General features: G+C 56.3%; 23 protein-coding genes. 16 read left to right on the forward strand and 7 right to left on the reverse strand.

The features are described 5' to 3' along the window. Nucleotides 1-10 precede the first annotated feature (10 nt). Nucleotides 11-1,225: a cytochrome b/b6 domain-containing protein gene (locus LG294_RS04690; RefSeq protein ID WP_404289986.1), complete on the reverse strand. Its 1,215-nt coding sequence runs from the start codon at nt 1,223-1,225 to the stop codon at nt 11-13. On the opposite strand from LG294_RS04690, the gene LG294_RS04695 reads away from it, so the two are divergent. Further along, the gene (locus LG294_RS04695; protein WP_404289988.1) at nt 1,224-1,715 is read left to right on the forward strand and encodes a hypothetical protein; all 492 of its coding nucleotides are present in this window, start codon (nt 1,224-1,226) and stop codon (nt 1,713-1,715) included. The genes LG294_RS04690 and LG294_RS04695 overlap by 2 nt on opposite strands. Before the next feature lie 101 nt (nt 1,716-1,816). Here the strand turns inward: LG294_RS04695 and LG294_RS04700 are convergent, their stop codons facing one another. The 5 genes from LG294_RS04700 to LG294_RS04720 form a co-directional block, all read right to left on the reverse strand. Continuing rightward, nucleotides 1,817-2,809, reverse strand: coding sequence for an electron transfer flavoprotein subunit alpha/FixB family protein (locus LG294_RS04700; protein WP_404289990.1), 993 nt, complete (start codon nt 2,807-2,809; stop codon nt 1,817-1,819). A gap of 64 nt (nt 2,810-2,873) precedes the next feature. Beyond that, nucleotides 2,874-3,653, reverse strand: a complete 780-nt coding sequence (locus LG294_RS04705; protein WP_404289992.1) for an electron transfer flavoprotein subunit beta/FixA family protein — start codon at nt 3,651-3,653, stop codon at nt 2,874-2,876. Nucleotides 3,654-3,933: 280 nt separating this feature from the next. Next, nucleotides 3,934-5,493: a GMC family oxidoreductase gene (locus tag LG294_RS04710; protein WP_404289994.1), complete on the reverse strand. Its 1,560-nt coding sequence runs from the start codon at nt 5,491-5,493 to the stop codon at nt 3,934-3,936. 23 nt (nt 5,494-5,516) lie between these two features. Further along, nucleotides 5,517-6,935: an aldehyde dehydrogenase family protein gene (locus LG294_RS04715; protein ID WP_404289996.1), complete on the reverse strand. Its 1,419-nt coding sequence runs from the start codon at nt 6,933-6,935 to the stop codon at nt 5,517-5,519. Nucleotides 6,936-6,969: 34 nt separating this feature from the next. Then, a complete protein-coding gene (locus tag LG294_RS04720; RefSeq protein ID WP_404289998.1) occupies nt 6,970-8,208 on the reverse strand; it encodes an MFS transporter in 1,239 nt (412 codons plus the stop codon). Between the two features lie 270 nt (nt 8,209-8,478). Between LG294_RS04720 and LG294_RS04725 the strand changes: the two genes are divergently transcribed. The 7 genes from LG294_RS04725 (at nt 8,479) to LG294_RS04755 (ending at nt 17,360) form a co-directional block, all read left to right on the forward strand. After that, entirely contained in the window at nt 8,479-9,675 is a 1,197-nt protein-coding gene (locus tag LG294_RS04725; protein WP_404290000.1) for an acyl-CoA dehydrogenase family protein, read from the forward strand. Next, the gene (locus LG294_RS04730) at nt 9,672-10,970 is read left to right on the forward strand and encodes a CaiB/BaiF CoA transferase family protein (RefSeq protein WP_404290002.1); all 1,299 of its coding nucleotides are present in this window, start codon (nt 9,672-9,674) and stop codon (nt 10,968-10,970) included. Before LG294_RS04725 ends, LG294_RS04730 begins: the two co-directional genes overlap by 4 nt. A 27-nt stretch (nt 10,971-10,997) precedes the next feature. Continuing rightward, on the forward strand, nt 10,998-12,188 hold the full coding sequence (locus LG294_RS04735) for a mandelate racemase/muconate lactonizing enzyme family protein (protein WP_404290004.1): 1,191 nt from the start codon (nt 10,998-11,000) through the stop codon (nt 12,186-12,188). A 2-nt stretch (nt 12,189-12,190) separates the two neighbouring features. Then, nucleotides 12,191-13,372 carry a CaiB/BaiF CoA transferase family protein gene (locus LG294_RS04740; protein ID WP_404290006.1) on the forward strand — a complete coding sequence of 394 codons (1,182 nt, stop codon included), beginning with the start codon at nt 12,191-12,193 and terminating at the stop codon, nt 13,370-13,372. 51 nt (nt 13,373-13,423) lie between these two features. Next, the gene (locus LG294_RS04745; RefSeq protein WP_404290008.1) at nt 13,424-14,785 is read left to right on the forward strand and encodes an MFS transporter; all 1,362 of its coding nucleotides are present in this window, start codon (nt 13,424-13,426) and stop codon (nt 14,783-14,785) included. Continuing rightward, a complete protein-coding gene (locus LG294_RS04750) occupies nt 14,782-15,762 on the forward strand; it encodes a LysR family transcriptional regulator (RefSeq protein WP_404290010.1) in 981 nt (326 codons plus the stop codon). The genes LG294_RS04745 and LG294_RS04750 overlap by 4 nt, the downstream gene beginning before the upstream one ends. Nucleotides 15,763-15,881: 119 nt before the next feature. Beyond that, nucleotides 15,882-17,360: an aldehyde dehydrogenase family protein gene (locus LG294_RS04755; RefSeq protein WP_404290012.1), complete on the forward strand. Its 1,479-nt coding sequence runs from the start codon at nt 15,882-15,884 to the stop codon at nt 17,358-17,360. A 145-nt stretch (nt 17,361-17,505) separates the two neighbouring features. On the opposite strand, the gene LG294_RS04760 is transcribed toward LG294_RS04755, so the two are convergent. After that, a complete protein-coding gene (locus tag LG294_RS04760; protein ID WP_404290014.1) occupies nt 17,506-17,829 on the reverse strand; it encodes a hypothetical protein in 324 nt (107 codons plus the stop codon). Nucleotides 17,830-18,224: 395 nt separating this feature from the next. On the opposite strand from LG294_RS04760, the gene truB reads away from it, so the two are divergent. From truB to LG294_RS04800, 8 genes are all read left to right on the forward strand, one after another. Then, complete coding sequence (gene truB / locus LG294_RS04765) at nt 18,225-19,082, forward strand: tRNA pseudouridine(55) synthase TruB (RefSeq protein WP_404291643.1); 858 nt, start codon at nt 18,225-18,227, stop codon at nt 19,080-19,082. A gap of 36 nt (nt 19,083-19,118) precedes the next feature. After that, nucleotides 19,119-19,496 carry a hypothetical protein gene (locus LG294_RS04770; RefSeq protein WP_404290016.1) on the forward strand — a complete coding sequence of 126 codons (378 nt, stop codon included), beginning with the start codon at nt 19,119-19,121 and terminating at the stop codon, nt 19,494-19,496. Then, nucleotides 19,493-19,963, forward strand: a complete 471-nt coding sequence (locus tag LG294_RS04775; protein WP_404290018.1) for a hypothetical protein — start codon at nt 19,493-19,495, stop codon at nt 19,961-19,963. Before LG294_RS04770 ends, LG294_RS04775 begins: the two co-directional genes overlap by 4 nt. Before the next feature lie 62 nt (nt 19,964-20,025). Then, entirely contained in the window at nt 20,026-20,979 is a 954-nt protein-coding gene (locus tag LG294_RS04780; protein ID WP_404290020.1) for a bifunctional riboflavin kinase/FAD synthetase, read from the forward strand. A 4-nt stretch (nt 20,980-20,983) separates the two neighbouring features. Continuing rightward, complete coding sequence (locus tag LG294_RS04785) at nt 20,984-21,772, forward strand: class I SAM-dependent methyltransferase (protein ID WP_404290022.1); 789 nt, start codon at nt 20,984-20,986, stop codon at nt 21,770-21,772. A gap of 560 nt (nt 21,773-22,332) precedes the next feature. Next, nucleotides 22,333-22,602, forward strand: coding sequence for a 30S ribosomal protein S15 (rpsO, locus tag LG294_RS04790; protein ID WP_096288277.1), 270 nt, complete (start codon nt 22,333-22,335; stop codon nt 22,600-22,602). A 227-nt stretch (nt 22,603-22,829) separates the two neighbouring features. Continuing rightward, the gene (locus tag LG294_RS04795) at nt 22,830-23,582 is read left to right on the forward strand and encodes a YceI family protein (protein WP_404290025.1); all 753 of its coding nucleotides are present in this window, start codon (nt 22,830-22,832) and stop codon (nt 23,580-23,582) included. A gap of 496 nt (nt 23,583-24,078) precedes the next feature. Then, nucleotides 24,079-25,176: a pyridoxal-phosphate-dependent aminotransferase family protein gene (locus LG294_RS04800; protein WP_404290027.1), complete on the forward strand. Its 1,098-nt coding sequence runs from the start codon at nt 24,079-24,081 to the stop codon at nt 25,174-25,176. The last annotated feature ends 6 nt before the right edge of the window (nt 25,177-25,182 follow it).

The raw sequence follows: 25,182 nt of genomic DNA on the forward strand, positions 1-25,182 counted from the left end.
GAAGCGGAATTTAGTTCTTAGAAATCTTGCCAGTCATGGATGCCACCGGCATGAGGAACATTGGCTTCATGAATACCCATGCAGCGGCTACGATCGCTACCGAAACTAAGAAGATCACCAGCCCCCACGCATCAGCCGCATCGCGTGAGGCGTACATGTGGTTCAGGTTCTTCAGTGCTCCGGTGGTGAATACCAGGAATACGTGGACCAGCAAGAAGGCCACGAAGAAGAGCATCACCGGGAAATGAACCTTGCGAGCCAGCTCGATGGGATAGACCCGGTTCAAAGCCTTTGGCTCTGTCGGCCACCAACTAGACATCCGGACACCGGTCAAGATGGCTAAGGGAGCCGCCACATAGATCACGAGGAAGTATGAGGTCATCTGCAAGGCGTTGTAGTGAATCCAGCCGTTTTCGACTGGCCAGTTGAGCGACGCGTACTGGATGGCGCCGGAGATCATATTTGGGAAGACATCCCAGCTGGTCGGAACTACTCGCATCCACTGGCCGGTAATGGCCAGGAGAATCACGAAAACCACTCCATTCAGCACCCACAACGCATCCAAGGCCTGGTGGGTCCAGATGCTGAGCGAATATTTCTTGGGACTATTTCCCTTAGGCGAGAACCATGAGTTCGCTTTGGGCGTCCACATCGCTGGCGGTCGTTTCTCATGGCGCACCTGCAAGCCGGTGCGGATAATCAGCACGATGAAGAACATATTCAAGAAATGCTGCCAGCCAAGCCAAGCAGGAATCCCGACCGGTGCAGAGTCGGGCATCGTTGAATGCCCGTCATAGGTGGCGATGAAGTTCTGGATGGGTTCCAGCGTGCGCAAGCCGCGAGCGGCGAGAACCACCAGCAGGGCGAGAAGAACGGCTCCGATCACGATGACGGCCGGTTTTACCCATGGCTTCATCTGGATGGCTGAAGCTCCTTGGGAGCCAGCCGCCGGGTGTTCTTCAGCCGGGCGCTTTTTTGCGTCCGCGGGAGGCTGGGCGACGCTGGCGGCCTGCGTCGCGGGTTCTTCGACAGCCGTTGGCTTCTTCTGGGCCGGGTACTCGGCAACTTCGTCAGCGACGGGCGGTTGCTCGGCGACGGCTGGTTCTTCGGCAACCGGCTCGGCAACCGGGACATCCACCGGGGCTTCGGCAGCGGCAGCCGACGACTCGGTGGGTTGCCCGGTAGGCGCATCGCCGCGTTGGCGCAGGGGAGTGTATCCCTGCATGCGATTGGAAGGAACCTCGGCCCGCTCCGATGAACTAGCCGACGTTGCCTCGGAAGCCGAAGCGGCAACTGCTGGAGCCGCAGGTTCCGTTTCAGCGGCCGCCTGCGTTTTGCTAGGTGCCGCCGCCTGTGGTGCAGAAACGCCAGCTGGTTCCGCAGCAGCGACTGCCGGTGCCGCAACCTGTGCCTTGGAGGCACCCGTGGCTGCAGCTCGAAGCGGGGTATATCCCTGCATGCGTTGGCGTGAGGAGCTAGCGGCAGGGTTCGTTACGGGAGCCGGCGTTGGCGCCGGTTGGGCTGCCGCAGCCGGCGTAGGGGCCTGTTCTGCTGCCGGAGCGCTCACCGGCGGCGCAGCCGGGGCAGGCTCGCTTCTCACTGGTTCGGCGACCGGCGGTGCCGGTAAGCTCGCCGTCGGTGGTGCTTCAATGCGCTGTGCTGGTTCGGCAGCTGCACCGGGTTTTGCCCCGCCCTTGGCGCGCAGGGGCGTGTAGCCAGCCATCCGTTGCTTGGTCATAATCGTTGAACCTCATCGCGTCGTCGTATCCGGCAGGTTGCGCTTAGCCGGAACCTACTTGAATGGAGAATGCCCTGTTTACCCTTTGCGGGTGCGGATTTCCTCGAGCAGTTTCGGAACTACGGTAAACAAGTCGCCAACGATGCCGAAGTCTGCGTGGTCGAAGATCGGTGCATTCTCATCCTTGTCGATGGCAACGATCGTCTTAGCAGTCTGCATACCTGCTCGGTGCTGGATCGCACCGGAAATACCCAAGGCAATGTACAAGTCAGGGGAGACGATGACACCTGTCTGGCCAACCTGCAGCTTCGGGGAGACGAAGCCTGAATCCACTGCGGCACGCGAGGCACCAACAGCTCCACCGAAGTGATCGGCCAGCTGTTCGACGATCTCGAACTTTTCCGCCGAGCCCACGCCGCGTCCGCCGGAGACGACGATCTTGGCGCTGCGCAGGTCCGGACGGGAGGCATCGCTTTGCATCGCTTCGACCGAGCGGATTTGGGCGCCCTTGGACACCTTGGGCAGAGCCGAAGGTTCGATGATGGTCAGCTTTGGCGTCGCGACGGACTCGGCTCGGGCATCTACGGCGCCGGGGCGAATCGTGAAGATGCGCGGCCCGCCTTCGACGGTGGATTCTGAGGTGACGTCTCCGCCGAAAATCGAGTGCATGGCGATCGGCTCGTCTTCGGCCCAGCGCATGCCCACCGCGTCAACGCAGACGGCACCCTCAACTCGAATGGCCAAACGGCCGGCGATGGTCCGCCCGGAGGCAGTATTGGAGAGCAACACCGCGGCTGGTGCCACAGTGCTGGTGGCCGAGGCGAGCGCCGCTACATCGGCCGAGCCGAGTGCCAACGCATCAAGGTCGGTAGGTAGCAGGTGGACTTCGGCCGCGCCGAGTTCACCCAGCTTGGCTGCCAGTTGCTGTTCTTGGCCTGCGGCACAGACCGCAACGGCGATCGGGGTGCCGAATTGAGCGGCGGTTCCGAGCAAGCCTGCGGTGGTGTTCTGCGGGGAGCCGTCCGGTGTTACCTGGACATGGACTAGCACGCTGCGTGTGGTTTGAACCATGGGAAAATCCTCCTGAGCAAGGACAAATCGTGGGGATGAAGACTGTGGAAAGACCCGAGCTGATTTAGATAAAGTGCTTCTCGGCCAGGAAGTTAGCCAACTGGGTGGCTGCCGTTCCGTCATCGGTAATCTTTGGCCCGGCAACTCGCTCGGGGCGGTCCTCTGCGGAGACCATCACCGAACGGAAGTGGGCTGCCTCGGGTCCTGCTTCGATGCCGAGATCCGCCAGCGTCCAAGTTTCCAGTGGCTTAGTCTTCGCCGCACGGATTCCCTTGAAGTTTGGGAAGCGTGGCTCAGCGGACTTCTCGGTCACCGATACGACGGCGGGTAGCTGCACGCTCAAGTTCATGGTGGTTTCGGACAACTGGCTGGTGCCGGTCACTTCGCTCGCGCTGATTTCTAGTTCGTCAGCGTAGGGCAACAACGGACGGTCAAGGAGCTCGGCGATCATCGCCGGCACCATTCCACCCTTGCCGTCGGTGGATTCGTTGCCTGCGAGGATCAGGTCAACGTCGAGCTTTGCGAGAGCCGCGGCGAGCACACGAGCGGTGGAGATCATATCCGAACCGGCCAGTGCAGGGTCGGAGATATGAACGGCCGAATGCGCGCCCATGGACAGCAGCCGGCGCAGTGCAAGCACCGCTTTCTCACCTCCCATGGAGACGGCAATGACCTCAACCTCGCCCAATGATTTTTCCGCTTGGAGCGCGACCTCGCAAGCACGTTCGCAGATCTCATCGGCGACCAGGTCTGCCGCGGCGCGGTCGAGCATTCCGGTTTGCAGGTCCAAGCGACGGCTCGACCATGTATCAGGTACCTGTTTGGTCAGGACGGCGATTTTCACGCTGGTCTCCTTCTGAGGGGTTCTGTTTTTACCAGACGTTTTGGAGAATATCCGACGTTCTGGCACAACACTTCAAATGAAAATTTCTCGGATGGTGAGCGCTTTGCAGCAACGTCACCGACTAGGAAAAACTCTACATGTGAATATCGTCTTGGTATGGGTAGGCTCACTAATAGGGTAAGAATCCTAAGTTTAACTTGTAAAGCTATTTGCCGGTTTCGACTGCTCGAAACCGGCAAATAGCCAACAACGGTATATCTTGGAACCCTTCGCTGCTGTATTAAGCGCTCGCGGAAGCGGCGGACCGCTTTTGAAGGATCATGGAAACTGCGTGTTCGGCAACCGCAATGACCGACAAGTGGATATTTGCGCTAGGGATCTTGGGCATGATGCTGGCGTCGATGACACGTAGCGCTTCAGCTCCTTGAACCTGGCATTCAAGATCCACAACAGCATTGGGATCACCTTCGACACCCAAACGAGCCGTTGAACAAGCGTGCACGACATCGCGAACCTGTTCATAGATCGCTTCAGAGCCTCGTGGTGCATTGGGCGTTCCATTGATAAATTCGCGAAAACCTGAACTGGCGAGCAATTCAGTGGCCCGTTCCACACCATCGACCATTCGGCGCAAATCCAATTTGTCTGTGAGTAAACCCATCTCCAACACGGGGTCGATCAAAGGATTCTTTGACGGGAAAAGCAGACGTCCGCGAGCTCTTGACTCGTTCAATTGAATCGCTAAACCCGACTGGTCATTTCCGAACCAATAGTTGCGGTTTGTGCCCAAGATTGCCATGTCATTCGGGTTCGAATCACCGATTCCCGAAGAATAGCGAATCGCAACATTGGTGGGACGCAGATCTGATGGCAAGCGGCGACCGGAAACCCGGGGTGCGAAATCTATGAAAATTATTGCGTGGTCCTGCAATCCTTCACCGACAGGAAGGTCGAGCAGTTGGGGAATTGCCAGCCGCTTAAGCACACTGGACGGACCGACCCCGCTACGTACGAGTATTCCAGGGGTATGTACACTGCCTGCGCTGAGGATGACTTCGCCGTCTACTTCTAGGCGGTGCTCCGTCCCATTCAAGGTGACAACACCCACCGCACGATTGCCTTCGAAGATCACCCGGTCCACGTGTGAATTACCAAGAATCTGTAAATTTGGGCGTGAACGCGCTGTATCCAGATAGGTCTGATTCACCGCCGAACGGTTGCCCTCCTGATCGACGTTTGACGGGTAGCGGGCCAGCCCAGTGCCTCCGGGCTTGTTGTAGTCGTCGCATTGTGCATAACCGACCTCTTCGGCGGAGCGGTGTAGACCCTCGTCCACGTCACCCCATTGTTCGCGAGGTTCTCGACGAATGTTTATCGGCCCACTATCACCGTGGTGGATTTCATGCCCATATTCGCGGTCGTTTTCTAGCCTGTTCAGCGATGGCAACAGGTCATTGAACCCCCAGCCAATAGCCCCGTACTCATCTCGCCAACCATCCAAATCGGTAACTTCTGGGCGTACCGCTACCATCCCATTAACGCTCGAACTTCCTCCTGCACCACGTCCACGCTCATATGCCGTAGCTTCCTGATCCGGGCGCCGCTTTGCCGTGACGTTTTGCCAGTACAAATCAGGGTGGCGATCCGGACGCGTGGCCTTGGACAGTTCCCGATCGAGTGTTCGGGCGCGGAGGAACTCGGGGGTATCAATGGCTCGATAATCCGGTCCGGCTTCTAAAAGAAGTACCTTACGGTTCGGATCTTCGGATAGGCGGGTGGCCACTACTGCTCCGGCAGCCCCGGCCCCGACAACGATGTTGTTATAACGTTGAATGGTCATTTATTCGTTTCTCCTGGAAGTTGTTAAGCGCCTGCTGCAATGCCTGGCAGATGAATCGTCTGTAGTTCGCTGTATCCGAGCAGCCCCTCCACGCCGCCTTCGCGGCCTAGGCCCGAGTGCTTTACTCCACCGAAATTGACGGCCGGATGAATGGTCGCGTGGGCATTGACCCATACCGAACCAGTCTGCAGCCGGCGTGCAAGCTTCGTGCCAGTGTCAATATCAGCGGTCCAGATTGAACCGCCCAACCCATATTTGCTGGAATTTGCTCGTTCCATGGCCTCTTCGACGTCGTCGTAGACCAATACGGGAAGTGCTGGGCCAAACTGCTCCTCCACCACGATGCGTGCATCATCTGGAACGTCCAACAAGATGGTCGGCTCGTAGAAGTTTCCAGGACGATCTGCTGACTTGCCGCCGGTGAGGATGCGTGCCCCACGCGAGCGCGCATCCTCGACGAGAATTGACACGCGTTCGTGCTGTGCCTTTGTAACTAGTGGGCCGAATGTCGCCCCGGCATCCTCGGGGCCACCTAGTACCTGAGCCGCCGCAAGCTGCGCCAGCAATTGACCCAGACGCTCATACTGCGAGCGGTGCACATAGAGACGCTTAATGGCCTGGCAAACCTGTCCGCTGAGTAGGAAGGCACCCATGAAAAGGTCTTGAGCGAACTGCTCGATTGGAGCATCGGGTAGCACGATGGCCGCATCATTGCCACCAAGTTCGAGAGCCAACGGCTTGAGATCTTCGGCGGCGGCGCGCATGATCGATTGTCCCGTTGCGGTGGAACCGGTGAAAGCAATCATGTCCACACCCGGATGTGATACGAGTGCTTTGCCGAGGTCGTCATGCCCGATGACGATTTGCAGCACACCCTCGGGCAGCACTTGCTGGGCCAATTGAACCCAGCGCCGGGTAGCTAACGGGGTGAATGGGCTTGGCTTGATAATCACCGTATTGCCCATGCGCGCGGCAGCAGCGAATTTGTGTACGGCCATTACCATCGGTACGTTCCAGGGGATGATCGCACCGACCACTCCCATGGGGGTGCGCTCCACGCGGATGTGCTCGCCGCCTACCTCGAATTCGGGCGCCGGAGGTAATTGCGCGTCGGCGATCCAGCGCAAGTGTTCTGCCGACCAATGCGGTTCGATTCCAGCGAAAAGTGAAGGTTTGCCTGTTTCACGAGCGCCCAATGCGATGAGTTCATCGGCGTGCAGTTCGGTGAGATCGGCTAGCCTGTGAAGCAATTCTCGACGGTAGTTTTCGTTCTCGGCCCATTCAGGCTGTGCTTTGCGTGCACGGGAAACCACTACGTCAAGGTCGGCGATGCTAGCAGGGACGATGGTTTCGATCACCTCGCCTGTGGCGGGGGCAGTGATGATCAGTTCAGATGATTGCCATGGTGCGGCAATCGTGGGCTGTGGGGCTGCATGAGTCATGGAAATTCCTGGTGTTTGAGAATTTGCGGGTGTTTTAGTGTTCGACGGGAAGGTGGCTTTGCTGCTCCGCCTGGGCTGTCCTCGACACAGCGCGAGATCTACGTGATGCGAGAATCCAAGAGAGTCCTACCGCTAATACGGCGATGCCGAATACTCCGATTCCCTGTGCCAGACCACCAGCGGCGGCGGCGATGGCTCCGATAAGCAATGGGCAGGCGAACTGTCCAATCCAATTGGCCGAGGTCCAAATTCCTGTTCCGGTTCCGCGGACATCCTGCTTCAGCTGGGATACGGTCCAGGTCAACAATGTCGGCAAGCTCAGCCCCGCACCGTAGCTGGCAATGCAAGCTCCGAGCAATGTGAGCGGCAGGGAACCCGCAAACCAGATCGTCGTGAACCCGGCTCCGGTCAGGCAGAACGCGATGGCAAGGACCGCAGAGTGGTGCAAGCGTCCCAAATAGCGGAAAGTAAACGAACCACTGGCGGTGAATAGGCTTGCAAGTGCAGCCAACATCCCGATCTGGCCACTATCAGTGATGCCCAATCCAGTAAGCAGGAATGGCAGATGGACTACCAGCACGAAGAACGTGATACCACCAAAGAAAGTGAAGACGATTGGTAGGGTCAGTTGCTTCCAAGGGAGTACGCGCAACACCTGACTGGTTGGCTGGCTCAGTGGCTCCCACAGCAAAATGGCCGCAGCGATGCCAACCAATGCGCCAACGGAGTATAGCCAGAAGGGTGCACTCCAACCGGCCTGGCCAATTAGGCCACCGATTATCAGGAATGCCGTAGCGCAAATGGTGGTCAACACTGTCAGCATGGCCAGGTACCGGTTGCGACGCTCTCCGGTGAAATAGTCACCCAACAACGTAGTGCACGTGGTCATAATTACGGCTTCAAATACTCCTAGGAACAAACGCGACGCGACCATACCCTCTAATGAATTGAGCCATAGGGGAGCGGTGCCAACGATCGAATAGCAGAACAATGCGATCACCAGCGCGTTGCGTCGACCGATTTTGTCAGTCAAGGCACCAACAAACGGTGCAAGCACTGCAATGACCAATGCTGGCGAAGTGATAAGCAGCGGCACCAAGGTCTCAACGCCTGGGGTTGTTGAGTACTCTTGGGCGATCGCTGGAAGGACCGGCGCGAGCAGCACTGCTCCAAGTACTGGCAGTGCACTTGCAGCAAGCAGAATGCTGCCCTGCAGGGTTGTGCCGCCCGATGGATTTGTGCGGTCTCTGGCCGCAGCGGTGGAGAGAATCAAGGCGATGTCCTTTACTCAGGAACTACGAGTGGAGTGGCGCCGGAAAGTAGCGCATGCCCTCAGCTTGATCCGTGAGCTGCGTCACTGCAAGGGAAGTGAGGGTAAAAGCCGTAGACGCGGGGAGCCTTCAAAGTTTTACTTAGGTTTACGTCTTCTTCAATCCAAAGTTTCACTTGGGATGCTCCTCCGCAAACCGCCCTATTACTTTGGAGTTCAGTGGCTCATAGTTGTTCATGATGCACATCACACTTCGAATGAAAGTAGGCGCTGATGACTACCACGGCCAACGAAACTACATTGCAGCCACCTGTATTCTTCGGCGAGGAGTACCAAGAGTTCGCTCGGTGGGTTCGAGAATTCGCCTCTCAGCATGTCGAGAGCTACCTGCCAATTGCCCAGCAGCACGACTACCCTTGGGACTTGTCCCGCGCTATGGGTGAAGCAGGACTATTAGGTATTGGCACCTCGGAGAAATACGGCGGAATGGGTCGCATCGGTGAGGAGTTCACCAAGACCCATCTTGGTATCGTTCATGAAGAATTGGCCGAAGGAAACTTCTACCTCGCACAGATGGCCTACACATGTAACCTCACCGCGCCGTTACTAGAGCGTTTCCTTGATCCAGAGGTTGCTGAAGAATGGGTACCCGGAATCGTCAGTGGCGACCACATCGTGGCGTTGGGACTGACCGAGCCTGGCAGTGGGTCTGATGCAGCAGCCATGCGTGCTAACGCTAAGCGAGTTGACGGCGGCTGGGTCCTCAACGGGGAGAAGACCTCGATCACTTTTGCTCCGCATGCTAAGGGCATGATCACCTTTGTTCGTGCTGAAGCTACGGAAAACAACAAGGGTGGTGTCACCGCGTTCTTGGTTTCTTTCGACTCTGACGGTGTCACCCGCCAGACCTTCGCCGATCCAGGATGGAAGCCACTGGGACGCAGCGCCGTTTTCCTTGATGATGTCTTTGTGCCAGATAACCGCGTGATTGGTGGAATTGGTGAAGGATTTCGTTTAGTAATGAGCGAATTCGATTACACTCGCTCGGTCATTGGATTGATGTCTACCGGTGTTGCCAAACGAGCCATGAAAATTACAGAAAGTTATGCCAAGAACCGTCAGGCTTTCGGCAAACCGATCGGTGCCTACCAAGGCTTGAGCTTCACACTTGCCGAGGCCGCCACGAAACTTGAAGCGGCCCGCTGGCTTTCATATCGCGCGCTGTCTCTTGCGGATGCAAATGAGAGCTTCACCAAGGAAGCTGCCATGGTCAAGTGGTACGCGACAGAAGTTTCAATTGAAGCTCTCCGTACCTGCATCGTGGCCCATGGCCACACCGGGTATTCGGAAGAGCTTCCGCTCCAAGCGATGTTGCGTGACGTTTCCGGTCTTGAAATTGGCGAAGGCACCCCACAGATTCAGAAGCTCGTCATTGCACGTTCGTTGCTGGGCCGAGAGGTGACCGGATGAGCCAGATCAAAGGAAGCTCAGCAGATCAGCCAACGAATGCACCTCTTGGAGCCTTGCACGACATCCGCGTTCTGGACCTGACTCAGGCCCTTGCTGGACCATTCTGCACGTCGTTACTAGGTGATCAGGGTGCACAGATCATCAAGGTTGAGCCGGCAAGAGGTGACATGATCCGCTACGCAGGTCCCTTCGCGAAGGATGCCAAAACCCACGATTTCGGCAACGTATTCCAGAACGCCAACCGCAACAAGCGCAGCCTCGTCCTAGATCTCAAATCAGCCGAAGGCCAAGAGGTTTTGCTTCGTCTGGTGGCCCAGGCAGATGTTTTAGTGGAGAACTTTAGCTCCGGCGTGATGGAACGCTTGGGCCTTGACTATGAACGTCTCTCTGCCATCAACCCAAAACTGGTCTACACCTCAATCAGAGGCTTTGGCGACAAGGTCGGGGGAGAAAGCCCCTATGGGCACTGGCCAGCCTTCGACATCGTCGCTCAAGCCATGGGCGGACTGATGAGCATCACCGGAAAAAATGAGAACAGTAATGTACGTGTCGGCTCGGGAGTGGGCGACACTGTACCTGGGCTCTATGCGGCGTTCGGCACGATGGCAGCGTTGCTTGAGGCTAAGTCCTCGGGCCGTGGTCAATACGTGGATGTCGCAATGGTTGACGCTGTATTGGCCGTTTCCGAAGTTGTCGTCAACACCTATGACGCAACCGGAGTCTCTCCGCAGCCAATGGGAAACGAACTGCGTGGTTTCGCACCGTTTAATACTGTCGCGGTCAAGGACGGAGAGGTCGCTCTCGGTGCCCCGCACAACCCACAGTGGAGCAAATTGTGCACCATTATGGGGCGCGAGGAGCTCATCACCGATCCACGCTTCGACTCGGATTTAAAGCGCTGGAACAACAAAACCGAGGTGTACGAAATTGTAGAGGCCTGGACCTCGCAGTACACCCGTGCTGAACTCACAGAAATACTCGGTGGCAAGGTTCCACTGGGACCGGTACTGAATGCTGAAGCAATCTTTGCCGATCCACACTTCGCCGCCCGTCAGATGCTGTGCGAGGTCGAGAATCCACGCACCGGACGTCCCGCGCGAATCACCGGCCCGGCGGTCAAGCTTGGCCGAACCCCGGCAAGTATCCGCCATCGTGCCCCACTACTCGGCGAACACAGCCGTGAAGTCCTGCTCGAAGCCGGGCTAAGCGACGCGGAAATTAATCGTCTGGTAGAGGTCGGGGCCACGACCATAAACGAAGAACAAGTACTCATCAAAGAATCGGCAGTTCGCTAACTACCCTTGCATGTTACGGAGCAAATCATGAAAATCACCGAAATCGAACTCATCCCCGTCTCAACCCCATTGGTCAAAGCATTCCATATGCCAGGCACCGAAATTACCCACATCCACTCGGTTGTCATGCGGATATTCACCGACACCGGGGTGGTAGGCATTGGTGACTGTGGTGATACCTCCACCTGGTACCGCGGCGAAACTCCGGAATCGATCACCGCCATGATCGCCAACCACATTGCACCGCGCTTTCTCATTGGTCAGGATCCGACGAACATTGAAAAAATCGTTGGCCAGATGGACACCTTCGTGCGCGATAACAACCAGGCCAAGGCACTTGTTGACTTCGCCCTTCACGACCTGAAGGGCAAGGTGGCCAACATGCCGGTTTACCAGTTGCTTGGTGGTAAATGCGTTGATGGTTCGCGCCAGGGTTGGGTTGCAGGAGCGGGCACCGAAGAAGAACTAGCCAATGAAGCGCGCAGCGCCTTGGACGCAGGTTTTGATTTGATCAAGATCAAGAGTGGCGGCGATGCAGCCGCCGATGTGCGCAATGTGCGTGCTGTCCGAGAGGAAATCGGCGACGACGTTCGACTAGTTCTGGATGTCAATGGCTTCTGGAACTACGACCAGGCACTGCACACCATCCGCAAATTGGATGCGTACAACATGTATTGCATCGAGCAGCCTTTAGCGCACTGGAATATCGAAGCGATGGCAAGGTTGCGTCAGAGCGTTGGTACCCCGATCTTTGCCGACGAATCGGCACAGGAGTTGCACCACCTGAAGGAAATCATTGATCGCCGTGCGGCCGATGGACTGTTCATCAAAATGCAGAAGGCCGGCGGACTGGTCAAGGCTCAGCGCTGGCTGACCCTCGCTCGTCTGGCAGATCTGCCAGTGATGAGTGGATGCATGATCGGCTCAGGTCTCGAAGCCAGCCCGTCGGCTCACTTGATGGTGGCTAACCAGTGGGCTTCGGAATTTACCCACGAAAACATTGGCCCACTGATCATCAACAATCAGAAGGAAAATGCTGAGCAGAAGATTACCGGTGATATCGCCATGCAGGTACCAATCTTCAAAGATGGCATGCTGTACCCGAATGAAGGACCAGGTTACGGCATCGATCTGAACGAAGAGTTCATTGCCGCGAACCAGACACCGGGACGCGAAATCGTACGCGTTACCGCTAATTCCGCGGTGCTGGTGGGCTAACCATGACTCATGCAACTCGGCAAGGACCATTGACGGGACTAAGCGTACTTGAGCTTGGCGGGTTAGGCCCCGCGCCCTTCGCCGCGATGCTGCTGGCAGACCTGGGCGCCGACGTGTTACGCGTCGAGCGTTCAGGAGCCGGTTTTGAAATGCCGGTCCCCGAACGTATGGACACCTTGCAACGCGGCAAGCGACGGATCCGTTTGGATTTGAAGCATGAGCAAGGAGCAGAAACGTTCCTAGACCTTGTCCAAGCGGCAGATATCGTCATCGATTCCTACCGTCCCGGTGTGATCGAACGCCTAGGTATTGGGCCGGACGAATGCCTGGAACGTAATCCGCGAATAATTGTTGCCCGAATGACCGGCTGGGGGCAGGATGGACCCTTGGCGCAACGTGCCGGGCACGACCCCACCTATCTGGCGTTGACCGGTGCACTTCATGCCATCGGCCGAGCCGACGGACCACCTCAATTACCTCTGAGCCTGGTCGGCGACTTCGGCGGTGGAGCCATGTACCTGGTCACAGGGATACTCGCGGCTCTGTGGGAACGAGAACGCTCCGGCCAGGGGCAGGTAATCGATGCGGCCATCGTGGACGGGGTCAGTCACCTGATGGCCTCACCATACTCACTGCTTGCTGGTGGGGCCTGGACAGATCGTCGCGGCGAGAACCTCATCGATTCGGGAGCGCCCTTCGTCGACGTGTATCGCACGGCCGATGACAAGTGGATGACCATTGCCGCTTTAGAACCGCCGTTTTTTGCTGAACTGATTAACGGGCTAGGACTGGATCCGGCGTGGGCCAAACGGCGGTGGAAAAAAGAAAACTGGGATCAGCTGCGTGTCGAGCTATGTGAAGCTTTCGCGCGGCGTACCAGAGACGAGTGGGAAGAAATCTTTGCAGGCCGCGACGCGTGCGTGGCTCCGGTACTCTCGCTAAACGAAGCACCTGAGTCCGCTCACCTCCAAGCACGCGGAACGTTCTTCCAGCGCGAAGAAGGGCACGTTGAACCTGCCCCAGCCCCGCGGTTTAGCCGAACTAACACCGGTATCCCAACCGCTGCGGTGGGGATCGATGAAAAGACGGCGAGCGAAGCGCTAGCCGGATGGGGTAATCAAAATTGTGAGCGGCTCGCCAATTCGCCGGCCATCACAAAACCAGCAGTAACTGCATTGAACTAGCCCCCAACCTCGGGAGCCTGATAGCGACTAGACAAGAATAGAGAGAACTTCATGTCTGATATTTTCAATAAGAGCGTGCAGGCTGGGCGGTCCGTGCGGCCAGCACATAACGGACGCGAACTGCGCCGTGTGATGACCTCTAGCTTTGTCGGCTCGGCCATCGAATTCTACGATTTTATCCTATATGCCACGGCTGCCACGTTGGTCTTCGGCCCGGTCTTCTTCTCAACCTTGGACCCAGCCTTGGCCATCGTTGCCTCATACCTGACGTTCGCAGCTGGTTATGCGGCTCGTCCATTGGGTGGCATCATCTTCGGTCACTTCGGTGACCGTGTTGGACGCAAGAAGATGCTGATTACCTCCATGACCATCATGGGTGTGGTTTCGGTATTGATAGGTTTAGTCCCTCCAATTGAAACCTGGGGCGCCATCATGCTCCTGGTACTTCGTGCGTTGCAGGGTATCGCTATCGGTGGTGAATGGGGTGGCGCCGCCCTGATGTCTCTGGAGCATGCTGGTAAGAAGAACCGCGGTTTTGCCGCGTCCTTCGCGAACGCTGGCGCTCCATTCGGTGCTTTCCTCGGAACCGCAGCCATGGGACTCTTTGCACTTCTTCCCGAAGATCAGTTCTTGGCTTGGGGTTGGCGTGTGCCTTTCCTCATCTCGGCCGTCCTACTTATCTTCGGTCTGTATATCCGACTAAAAGTCTCTGAATCGCCACTGTTCGAACAGGCGCAAGCTGCGGCCATGGCCGTCAAATCTCAGAAGCCAAAGGTTCCTCTCTTCGAGATCCTTCGTGCACCTAAGACACTGATAATTATTGGTTTGTGCGGTGTCGGTGGATTCGCGATTCAGGCGATGTTTTCCACCTTCGGTGTGTCTTTTGCTAAGGAGAACGGAACCTCTCCTTCGGTAGCTTTGTGGGCATTCGCGTTGTCACAGCTTGTTGCCACCTTCACCATCCCCTTCTTCGCTGCCATATCAGACAAGATTGGCCGCAAACGGGTTATGGTGACCGGATTAATCCTCATGTCGATCTTCGCTTTCCCAATTTATGGAATGCTCGCACAAGGTTCAACCATGCTTACAATTTTGGCATTCATGATTGCGCTGCCGTTGTTCCAGTCGATGACCTTCGGACCGATGGCTGCGTTCCTTGGTGAAAGCTTCTCCACTGGCTCCCGATACACCGGTGCATCGTTGGGTTACCAAATTTCTTCTTTGCTCGGAGCTGGCTTTACTCCGGCGTTGGTGGCATCGATTTATGGGGCTCAGGGCGGAGTAGTGGCGGGTTCAGTGTGGTATCTAATTGGCCTATGCGTACTTAGCGCACTGGTGATGCTGTTCCTAGCGAAGGAAAGCAGCAAGCTCGATTTGACGATCGATGATGCCCAGCCAAGGGTTAATGCATGACACAGCTTGACCCTCCGGCCGCCCCCTCGGGCATTACGCTGCGACAACTCCAAATCTTTGTTGTCACTGCTGAAGCCGGTTCCATTACGACCGCCGCTGAGCAACTCTATCTGTCGCAGACCGCAGTGTCTTTGGCTCTGCGACAGCTAGAGAAATCCATCGGCGCAACTTTGATGATTCGCCGCAGGGCTCACGGAGTCAGTTTGACCCCGACCGGACGGTCGTTACTTCCACTAGGTCGAAATATCCTCGCTAGCGTTTCAGACTTTGGCAAATCGGCCCGCAATAGTGACCAAGTCAGCGGAAATATCACGATTGGATGCTTCCCAAGCCTCGGACCAGCTATGCTGCCGAACTTGATGGATAAGTTCATGAAGGCGAACCCCGAAGCACGCATTCATTTCATCGAAGCGAGTCATAACGAACTTCTTGAAATGCTAGAAATGGGGTCGATAGATTTGTTATTGACTTATCGGATGGGACTTCCAGTCGGACTCATTGAGCAGGTAGTCGAAGTGCTTAGAACCGGCGTGCTGATCGGGGCAGAGCACCCGTTGGCCCAGGGCAGGGACTCAATCAGACTTGCAGAATTAGCCAATGAGCCCTTCATCATGCTTGATTCAACTGTTTCTGCGGAACATGCGAGGCATACTTTCGCTAATGCACGCGTGTTTCCGGAAGTCCGCTACACCTCAATGAATTTTGAGACTGTACGGTCACTCGCAGGCCGACAAATGGGATGGAGCTTAAGCATGCAACGCCCGCTGAGCAACGAAACCCACGAGGGTAGACAAGTTCGAATATTGGAGATCGAAGATGAACTGGTCCCGAGCCTTCCGGTGATTGTGGCTCGCTCCCAGCAAATGATCCTCAGTAGGGCGGCCGAAGCATTTCTCAAAATCCTCACGGAGGAATATCCACGACCGACCATCGATAGTGAACACCCGGATCTTTTGCGTAAACGTGAAGTGGACTAGCTTGCCTCACGGGGCTTCGGCGTTGCAGATTTCTGAAATGAAAAAGCTCTAAATTAATAGATAGATCTAATATTCCCTACCGCGATCAATCGTGGTTGGGTGAGAAGAAGGAGAATCTCATGGCAGTGACAGGAAATCTCAAAACTCATGCAACCTTCGCCGGTCAACCGGTGGACCAACAATTTATTGCTGGACAACTGCGCGAAGGCTCTTCGCAGAAAACTCTGACCGACACGAATCCATTTGATGATTCGGTGGTCGCCACCATCCGTCAGGCCTCACCACAAGACGTGGATGACGCTTATCGTGCAGCCGAAGTAGCTCAGGTTGCCTGGAGCGCTACTGCGCCGGCCAAACGTGCGGCGATCATTCGTCGAGCTGCTGAGATTTTGGAAGAACGCCGCGACGAGATTGTCCAGTGGCTTGTCGCCGAGTCCGGGTCAACCGTGCTGAAGGCCAATATTGAGGTGTCCCTCGCCGCAGGTATCACCCAAGAGTCAGCTTCATTCCCAACCCGAGTTCACGGGACCATCCACCCCTCAAATACCGAAAATCGTGAAATGCGTGTCTACCGGAAATCCATTGGGGTGGTCGGTGTCATTAGCCCATGGAACTTCCCCCTGCACCTTTCCCAGCGATCCGTAGCGCCAGCACTGGCGTTAGGTAACGCTGTTGTGATTAAGCCGGCCAGTGATACACCCATCACCGGCGGACTATTGCTCGCACGTATCTTTGAGGAAGCAGGACTCCCAGCCGGTGTGCTCTCGGTGGTCGTTGGTGCAGGTTCGGAGATAGGTGACGACTTCGTGGCACATGAGGTACCGCGACTCATTTCCTTCACCGGTTCAACCCCGGTGGGCAAGCAGGTCGGCCAAAACGCAGTTACCGGAGAGCACCTGAAGAAGGTAGCTCTGGAACTGGGTGGAAATGCCCCACTGGTTGTGCTGGACGACGCGAACATCGATGAAGCGGTGAGCGCTGCCCTGATTGGTTCGTTCCTGCATTCGGGACAGATCTGCATGGCCGTGAACCGGATCATCGTGCAGGACTCCGTTCACGACGAGTTTGTTGAAAAGTTCACCGCCGCTGCAAAAACCGTTGGCTTCGGCGATCCAAGCACCGAGGGAACATTGGTGGGTCCTGTCGTAAACGACAACCAGCTTGAAACATTGAAGGCGAAACTTCAGCTCGCACGAGAGCAAGGTGCCCGGGCAGTGGTAGAGGGAGAAATAAAGGGGCGTGTTGTCCCTCCTCATGTATTTGTTGATGTCACCGCGGATATGGAAATTGCCCGCGAGGAGATCTTCGGTCCCATCGTTGGTATCTTGCGCGCAACGGATGACGAGCATGCGCTGGAACTCGCCAACGACCACGTTTTCGGCTTGTCGGCCGCGGTCTTCACGCAAAACCTTGACCGTGGAGTCGAATTCGCGCGTCGTGTGAAGTCGGGAATGACCTTCATCAACGAGATGACGGTGCAAGACGAAGCACACGTCGCCTTTGGCGGCGAGCGGAACTCTGGTTTAGGACGCTTCAACGGTGAATGGGTTATCGAAGAATTCACCACCGCACAGACCATTGGAGTCAAGCGACTCTAGAACTGAAGGTACAAGAACGCCTCTGTCCGCTACAGCACGACTGCGTAGCGGACAGGGGCATCCTACAGTTCTTCGGCGACTTGTGATCGTTCAGTCGAGACCTTTTAGAGACCCCTCCAAACGCGGCAAAACGGAACTCAGAAGCTCACGCAGAGGCTTCGAAAGCTTTCGCATCGAGACGCTTGAACAACGGCGTAGAGATCAAGTAAAAAACTACGGACACTGCCACGCTAGTTAATACCACCGCGTGAGTGCTCATGACTACGTCGAAGAGGACTACCAGAACGGCATAGGACAAGAGGGACTGAAGGACTTCAACTCCCCATTTGCCAGCACCCTTGAACATTCGCAGAACCAACCGATCTGTAATTTGTCCCAACAGTAGAACGCCAAGAGAGAACCCGAGATCAAACAGCGGAACCCAGGGCCAGAGCCCGTCAACGAGATCGCCAAGCTGGGGGAGCAACAACGGCGTGGAAAATCCAACGTGATGGACAAACCGGCCAACAGGAAGCAGCCTGCCGTGATGAGGATGAGAAATATCAGCCCATGGATTTCGAGCTTTCAACGCTCATAGGTTCCTCGAGGCTGCCCGATTCGTTCGTTGCTTGAATCTATCGAGCCAAGGTCTTCTGGTCGACTGTGAAATGAGGTATTGATGGGAAGACTATTCGGAGCTTCTTGGTCAGCGCGATGATTGGGCAACAGATCTTGAAGATCTAGCAGAGCATGTGTTCACATCGCATGACACGCGTCACCGCAGGCACCGTCTGTATAACGCCTATACTGGTAGGCGTGAGTAAAGCCGGGCAGAACACTGAAGAGCAGGCCTCAGGCCTCGTATTAGTCGACAAAGATCAGGGAATGACCTCCCATGATGTGGTGGGTCGCATCCGCCGCCTTGCGGGAACCCGCAAGGTCGGCCATGCCGGTACCCTTGATCCAATGGCCACCGGAGTGCTGGTGATCGGTGTTAACAAAGCGACGCGCTTGCTCACTTATATCGTGGGACACGACAAGACCTATACCGCCACCATCCGTCTAGGACAGAACACCGTCACCGATGACGCTGAGGGCGAGGTCATCTCCGAACGCATTGCGGCAGCGGTGACCGATGAGGATATTGAACGCGAGATCGCAAAGCTTCGCGGTGACATCGAGCAGATCCCCAGCCAGGTTTCGGCGATCAAGGTAGACGGCAAGCGCTCCTATGCTCGCGTCCGTGCCGGCGAACAAGTAGAGCTCAAGGCCCGCCCGGTCACCATCTCCCGCTTCGACATCCATGAAATCAGCCGCGAAGTTGGCGGCAAGGTGCTGGACGTAGACGTCACGGTCTCCTGCTCATCAGGGACTTACATTCGAGCGTTGGCCCGAGACTTGGGCGAAGCGCTCAACGTTGGCGGTCACCTCACGGCCCTTCGTCGCACCGAGGTCGGCCCATACCCGATTGCAAAAGCTAAGCGTTTGGAACAGCTCGCCGAAGAGTTCGAGATCCTCTCGCTCGAAAAGGCGGCCGCTGCGCTATTCCCGAACCGTGATCTGACCGAAGAAGAAGCTTCCGAGCTCTCATACGGACGAACCATCACCGCTTCCAAAAATGTCATGGAACTGCCCGAGGGCGAGCTTGTTGCGGCTTTCGCACCGGACGGTGCGTTGGTGGCTCTCGTTGCAGATAAGGGCGAGAAGGCTCGCGGCCAAATAGTCTTCACCGGAAAGCAGTAGTTCATTTCTTCGTGAGACTTTCAGAAAGGCTCAGTCTTGTTTGCCCTTAACGGCTTCTTCATTGCCGGCACGATCGTATGCGCGCTCGCCGTGTTGCTCGGGATCATTGCGACAGTCATCCGTCGATATCCGGATGACTGGGCGCTGATCGCGACAGCGGGAACCGAGCTCTTTCTGATTGTCTACGCGGTAGCTGCAGGTATTCGCCAGGCCGGAGGAGAAGCTATTCTCGGTGAGCCTTGGGAATTCTGGGGTTACTTGCTTACCGCGGCAATTATGCCGCCGATAGCGTTCTTCTGGGCGGTCAGTGATAAGAGCCGCTGGGCAAATACAGTACTGGCTGTTTCCGGAGCCATCACTTTTGTCATGCTGTTCCGGATGGAACAAATCTGGCACGTAGGAGTTGTTGCATGAGCGAGAAACCACGCAATTCAAGGATCATCCAAGCGGCGCAAGCACGTAGCGGTGACAAAGCGCCACGTCCGGGTAGAACCACCGGACTGGGGCGCATCATTATCGCCGTTTACGGCGTGCTAGCGCTTTCGGCTACCGTGCGTGCGCTGTACCAAATATTCTTCCGTGATTTCTCTGAAGCTCCACTGGCTTACTTGTTGTCGTTGCTCGCAGGCCTGGTTTACATCCTCGCCACTTTCACGCTTTCCTCGGCTAAGCCAGGCGCCTGGAAGCTCTCCCTATTCGCGGTGAGTTTCGAATTGCTGGGCGTGCTCGTGGTTGGATTGCTCTCCTTCGTGCTACCTGATCACTTTGGCCACGACTCCGTATGGAGCTACTTCGGCAAGGGTTATGGCTACATTCCGCTACTGCTGCCACTGATCGGTTTGTGGTGGCTATTCCGTAACCGTAATGAGCGTCACGTCTAAAGACGTGCAAGAATTACCTCGGTAAACTATTTATCTTTCGTTGCAGAGTCAAGAGGAGCAAAGTGCACTATTGGAAGGGCCTGGACTCAGTCCCCACGGATATGGCTCCCGCTGTCGTGACCATTGGTAACTTCGACGGCGTCCACCTTGGGCACTGCGAAGTCCTTGATTCCGCGGTCACGCAAGCCAAAATGCGCTCGGCTAAATCGGTAGCGATCACCTTTGACCCACACCCTGCGCAGGTTCACCGCCCAGACTCTGCTCCAGAACTCATCATGGGACTGGAAGACCGTATCGACACTCTGGCTAGCGTCGGCCTGGATGCAACCCTGATGATCAACTACACCCTCGAATTCGCCGAACAGTCGGCCGAAGAATTCGTGCGCTCCATCATCGTCGAGAAGCTAAACGCGGTAGCAGTGGTCGTGGGCCATGACGTCCGCTTTGGCCACGGCAACTCCGGGGACTTCGACTACATGCGCGAACTGGGCACAAAATACGGCTTTGATGTCATAGGCGTCGAAGACGTAGGGGACAAGCGTCGGCTGTCCTCCACCTGGGTTCGCGAAGAACTAGCTGCCGGCAACGTCGAAGCCGCAGCGGCTATCCTCGGACGTCCGCACCGAATGCGCGGCGAAGTAGTTCACGGTGCAGCGCGCGGACGCGAGCTGGGATTCCCCACGGCAAACCTAGCGCCAGAGTCCGCCGGAATTATCCCGGCCGATGGCGTGTACGCAGGCTGGGTCATTGACGAAGCTGAAGTGCGGTGGCCTGCGGCGATCTCGGTGGGTTCGAACCCGACCTTCGAAGGGGTCTCACGCGTTGTTGAAGCTCACGTGATCGATCGCCCCGAAGAGGGCTACGAAGAGTTTGACCTCTATGGCCAGCAAATTGTTGTTGAATTCATCTCGCACCTGCGCCCCATGGTGGCTTACCGTGGCATCGAAGCGCTAATCGAACAAATGAATGATGATGTGGTCCAGGCGCGCAGCGTGCTGGCCACCGAATCCCACTAGGAACATGCCGGAAATTCCTTCATTACCGCGCCGCGCGTTCACCATGAAACCCGAACGTCGCGCGGACCTAGCCTCGGCCTACGAATCCGGTGCCGCGGCTTATGACAGCATCCGCCCTTCCTACCCGAGCGAAGCGCTTGACTTCGCCTTGGCCGGAAAGCCAGTTAATCGAGCTATCGATATTGGTTGCGGTTCGGGTATCTTCACCGAGCAGCTGGTCCAAGCTGGCTTGGACGTCTGGGCGGTTGATCCGTCTCAAGACATGCTCACCGTTCTTGCGGAACGTATCCCGCAGGTGCATACCGTGTGCGCCTCCGGCGAATCGACGGGATTGCCCGAAAACAGCGCGGAGCTAATTACCTTTGCCCAAGCATGGCACTGGGTAGATCCGCCCCTTGCCAGCGCCGAAGCTGCTCGCCTGTTGCGCAATGAAGGTTCGCTTGTGTTGCTTTGGAATCAATTGGACGTGCAAGTGCCATGGGTGCATCGATTGGCTCGCATCATGCATGCCGGGGACGTGCACCGTCCGGAAATCGCACCGCCGCTAGGTAAAGAATTTGGCACCCCGGAATCAGGGATCTGGCATTGGCATATGGAGCTGGACCTGCAAGGCATCTTGGAGTTGACTCGTTCGCGTAGCTACTACCGGCGCTCCAAGGAAGAAACCAGAGCCAAAGTTGAGCAGAATCTGACCTGGTATTGGTGCGAGCATTTGGGCTTTGAAACAGCAGAAGTCATTGAAGTGCCCTATCTCACCCATGCTTGGAGGGCGCGCCGAAGGGTCCGACGGTGATCAGAGAACGCAGGTTCATGTCTGGCGCGTGACTAGAAAGAAAAGAAGAGAATACTACTTATAGCTGGGTTGTCGGAGCAGCGAACCCATATCGATGCCCCGACAACTCAACATCGTTTATCTCTTGCTGCAATGGTCGCAGAGCGGCCATCCGTTCTTGCCGCTGGCCCAATTGCTAGTCGGTATTTGTTTGCCTGATACACAGTCAGAGTAAACGTGATGAACATGCGGAGCTGAATAATTTGTCGAGTGGTAAGGGTTAACTCGCACTTTTCCTCCTCTCAAGTGACTCGTTGCGAAGCTGAATTTCAGCTTGCACTCAACGTATCGCCAGCAACGGACAATCTAGGGACCAATCTAAATCAGAGACTGGATTCGTCGTGCGTTTACGTTCAACCCTTTTTAGTGCCGTATCTCACCCATGCTTGGAGGGCGCGCCGACGGGTCCGACGGTGATATGATTGTCGATGGTTCTCGCTGCAGTCCGCGGTTGCGAGACGCCGTCGTGAGTGTCTGACGCTCACACCGAATGAAACGCGGTCCAACTCCAGGAGTTTGTTATGGCATTAGATGCCGCAGTAAAGAACGAAATCATCAAGGCTTACGCCACCCACGAGGGTGACACCGGTTCGCCTGAGGTTCAGATTGCCGTTATGTCCCGTCGTATCAAGGACCTGACCGAGCACCTGAAGATGCACAAGCACGATCACCACACCCGCCGCGGCCTGATGGCTCTGGTTGGTCGTCGTCGTCGTATGCTCGGCTACCTCAAGAACACCAACATCGAGCGCTACCGTGCGCTGATCGAGCGTTTGGGCCTGCGCAAGTAGTCTCACGCTTCGGTGTGAATATCCCCGCTTCCCTTCATGGGAGGCGGGGATTTTCCTTTTGGTGGGTTGGGCGCTGCGCGATGGCCTTCGAAACCGGTTCCCTGTTTGGTGGCTGTGGATATTTGGTGAAGTCCTATGGATTCCCCACCGAGTGGGGATGCCGGTGTAACAATTGAATGGTCAAGTAAATTGTCGTCGAAGGACGGCTTGATCAATCGAGAGTCGAAATGACCGAGCAGCCAGAATCAGCCCAGTCCGTCGATAGGAAATCCAAGAAGAAACGCCTCGCGTGGATTATCGCTATCGCAGCGGTAGTAGTTATCGCGGGTGTCTTTGTTGGCAGCCGTATCTATGCCTCCGCAGTCTCGGCGAAAGCCGAAGATGTGCCAACACTTTCCCAAACCCTTACGGCTGAACAGTCCGCGGGTGCGCCGGAACCTGGTGGTGATTCGGATGCGGGGGACACTTCCGGTACTTGGACCGTCGGCTCGGGTTCCTTCGCAGGATACCGCCTCGATGAAGTTCTTAACGGTGCCGATGTGACAGTCACTGGGCGTACCGAAGATATTACTGGGTCTCTTACAGTTCAGGAAGATCAGCTCACCGCAGCGGAGCTCACTCTGCAGGTGGATACCATCTCAACTGATTCCGATCGACGTGACCAGTACTTCCGGACCACCGCCATCGACACCGAGCAGTTCCCTGAAGCTTCCTTCACCCTTGTTGAACCAGTTGACGTATCCGCGTCCCAAAACGGCGGCACGCAAACTTTCAATATGACCGGTGAATTGACTCTCAACGGACAGACCGTCGCGGTGAGCCCTGAGGTGCAGGCAGTTATTAGTGACGGCCAGGCCCAACTAGTCGGCCAGATTCCTATGACTTGGGCCGACTTCGGTGTTGAAGCCCCGGACTTGGGATTCGTTTCAGTAGAAGATGACGGATTCATCGAGTTCTCATTAAACGTCACGCAGAACTAAGCAACGAAAGTTCTATTAATTCTTAACGCGTAGAAAGCTTAGCGGCGGCGCGCACCTCGTGCAGGTGCCTGCCTCCGCTTTGTTTTTTCCCATTAACCGAACCGTTGCTGTTGGCACTTGCAATTGCCTTTAAGTGTTGAAAACTATGTGGAGGCTTTGTTGGCATTCCCAGCAAGAAGCAATTTTCCACCTTGGTTTCGCGGGTGTCCGCGAGCTGCCCGAATTTATGGCGCAGTTGGGCGCTACACGCGTCTAACCCTGAGCTTTGAAGCGTCATCTACATATTTGAAAGTACCTTCTCAGATTGGTCATTACGCTGTTTCCTGCCGCATCGTTGCGGCCTGCTCGACTCGCGTCGTAGCATTCCCTCAGAGTCGTTGGCGTTAGCGCAATGCACTCTGACATCCGACATACGAAATTTAGTTTTCGCAAACTAGCGTTTTTGGTTCTAAGGTGAAGGTAAAGCTCCGTCCACCTTGAATGAAAGTGAGTAGTCATGAGCGCGACTGTTCTGCAACGTCATTTGTTCGGCCCGGGTCCCTGCAACCCATATCCGGAAGCAACTGCAGCCTTGGGACTTCCCTTGCTTGGACATTTGGATCCTGAATTCATCGCCCGCATGGACCGTGTAGGCGACGGACTGCGAACCCTATGGGGGACCAAGAACACGCGTACCTTGCCGTTGAGTGCTACCGGTTCCGCTGGCATGGAAGCAGCCTTCGTGAACACTATCAACCCTGGTGATGTGGCAGTGATTGCCATCAATGGCCTGTTTGGTGAGCGCATGTGCGAGGTTGCTTCGCGCGTGGGAGCAGAAGTAGTACGGGTGGACCACGAGTACGGTACGCCTATTGACGCCGAACGCGTCGCCGCAGCCCATCCGAATCCAACCGTGATTGCAGGCGTTCATGCTGAGACGAGCACCGGCGTGGTTTCAGATATTGCCGCACTCGGGGCTATCAAAGGTGATGCCTTGCTGATTGTGGATGCGGTGACCTCCATTGGCGGAATGCCGGTCTTGGCAGACGAGTGGGGAATCGACATCGGTTACGCCGGAACCCAGAAATGCATTGGCGTGGCTCCCGGGCTGGCACCCTTCACCATCTCTGACCGAGCTTTCGAGCGACGGGTTCAGAAGCCACAGTCCTGGTACCTGGATCTTGGTCTGCTTGGTGGATACGCCACCGGTGCAAGCGGTGGAGGGCGTACATACCACCACACAGCACCTGTTGCCATGGTGACGTCGCTGGAAGCCGGGATCGACCGGATCCTTGCCGAGGGTCTAGACGCAGTGACCACCCGCCATCAGAACGCGGGCAAGTCCCTGCAAAATGGCATCGAAGCAATGGGCCTAGAATTATTTGCTGCCGAAGGCTTCCGACTGCCGCAGCTGACGACGGTTAAAGTTCCAGAAGGTGTGGACTCGGCCAAGGTCCGCGGTTACCTGCTGGAGCGTTTCAACATCGAAATCGGTGGCGGCGTCGGACAGTATGCCAACACCGTATGGCGTATCGGTCTGATGGGACCAAACGCTAATCCTTCGTCGGTAGCTCTGATTCTTGCTTCGCTGAAGGAAGCCATCGACAAGGCCTAGACAGGT

Origin of the sequence: Glutamicibacter arilaitensis (genome assembly GCF_044793945.1) — a bacterium.
Taxonomy (GTDB): domain Bacteria; phylum Actinomycetota; class Actinomycetes; order Actinomycetales; family Micrococcaceae; genus Glutamicibacter; species Glutamicibacter arilaitensis_B.

Bases quoted from the DNA above. Each gene is read 5' to 3' on its own strand.
- LG294_RS04695 (WP_404289988.1), top strand. From the start codon at position 1,224: ATGCGATTGGAAGGAACCTCGGCCCGCTCCGATGAACTAGCCGACGTT.
- LG294_RS04690 (WP_404289986.1), bottom strand. From the start codon at position 1,225: ATGCAGGGATACACTCCCCTGCGCCAACGCGGCGATGCGCCTACCGGG.
- LG294_RS04700 (WP_404289990.1), bottom strand. From the start codon at position 2,809: ATGGTTCAAACCACACGCAGCGTGCTAGTCCATGTCCAGGTAACACCG.
- LG294_RS04710 (WP_404289994.1), bottom strand. From the start codon at position 5,493: ATGACCATTCAACGTTATAACAACATCGTTGTCGGGGCCGGGGCTGCC.
- LG294_RS04715 (WP_404289996.1), bottom strand. From the start codon at position 6,935: ATGACTCATGCAGCCCCACAGCCCACGATTGCCGCACCATGGCAATCA.
- LG294_RS04725 (WP_404290000.1), top strand. From the start codon at position 8,479: ATGACTACCACGGCCAACGAAACTACATTGCAGCCACCTGTATTCTTC.
- LG294_RS04730 (WP_404290002.1), top strand. From the start codon at position 9,672: ATGAGCCAGATCAAAGGAAGCTCAGCAGATCAGCCAACGAATGCACCT.
- LG294_RS04735 (WP_404290004.1), top strand. From the start codon at position 10,998: ATGAAAATCACCGAAATCGAACTCATCCCCGTCTCAACCCCATTGGTC.
- LG294_RS04740 (WP_404290006.1), top strand. From the start codon at position 12,191: ATGACTCATGCAACTCGGCAAGGACCATTGACGGGACTAAGCGTACTT.
- LG294_RS04745 (WP_404290008.1), top strand. From the start codon at position 13,424: ATGTCTGATATTTTCAATAAGAGCGTGCAGGCTGGGCGGTCCGTGCGG.
- LG294_RS04750 (WP_404290010.1), top strand. From the start codon at position 14,782: ATGACACAGCTTGACCCTCCGGCCGCCCCCTCGGGCATTACGCTGCGA.
- LG294_RS04755 (WP_404290012.1), top strand. From the start codon at position 15,882: ATGGCAGTGACAGGAAATCTCAAAACTCATGCAACCTTCGCCGGTCAA.
- truB (WP_404291643.1), top strand. From the start codon at position 18,225: ATGACCTCCCATGATGTGGTGGGTCGCATCCGCCGCCTTGCGGGAACC.
- LG294_RS04775 (WP_404290018.1), top strand. From the start codon at position 19,493: ATGAGCGAGAAACCACGCAATTCAAGGATCATCCAAGCGGCGCAAGCA.
- LG294_RS04785 (WP_404290022.1), top strand. From the start codon at position 20,984: ATGCCGGAAATTCCTTCATTACCGCGCCGCGCGTTCACCATGAAACCC.
- rpsO (WP_096288277.1), top strand. From the start codon at position 22,333: ATGGCATTAGATGCCGCAGTAAAGAACGAAATCATCAAGGCTTACGCC.
- LG294_RS04795 (WP_404290025.1), top strand. From the start codon at position 22,830: ATGACCGAGCAGCCAGAATCAGCCCAGTCCGTCGATAGGAAATCCAAG.
- LG294_RS04800 (WP_404290027.1), top strand. From the start codon at position 24,079: ATGAGCGCGACTGTTCTGCAACGTCATTTGTTCGGCCCGGGTCCCTGC.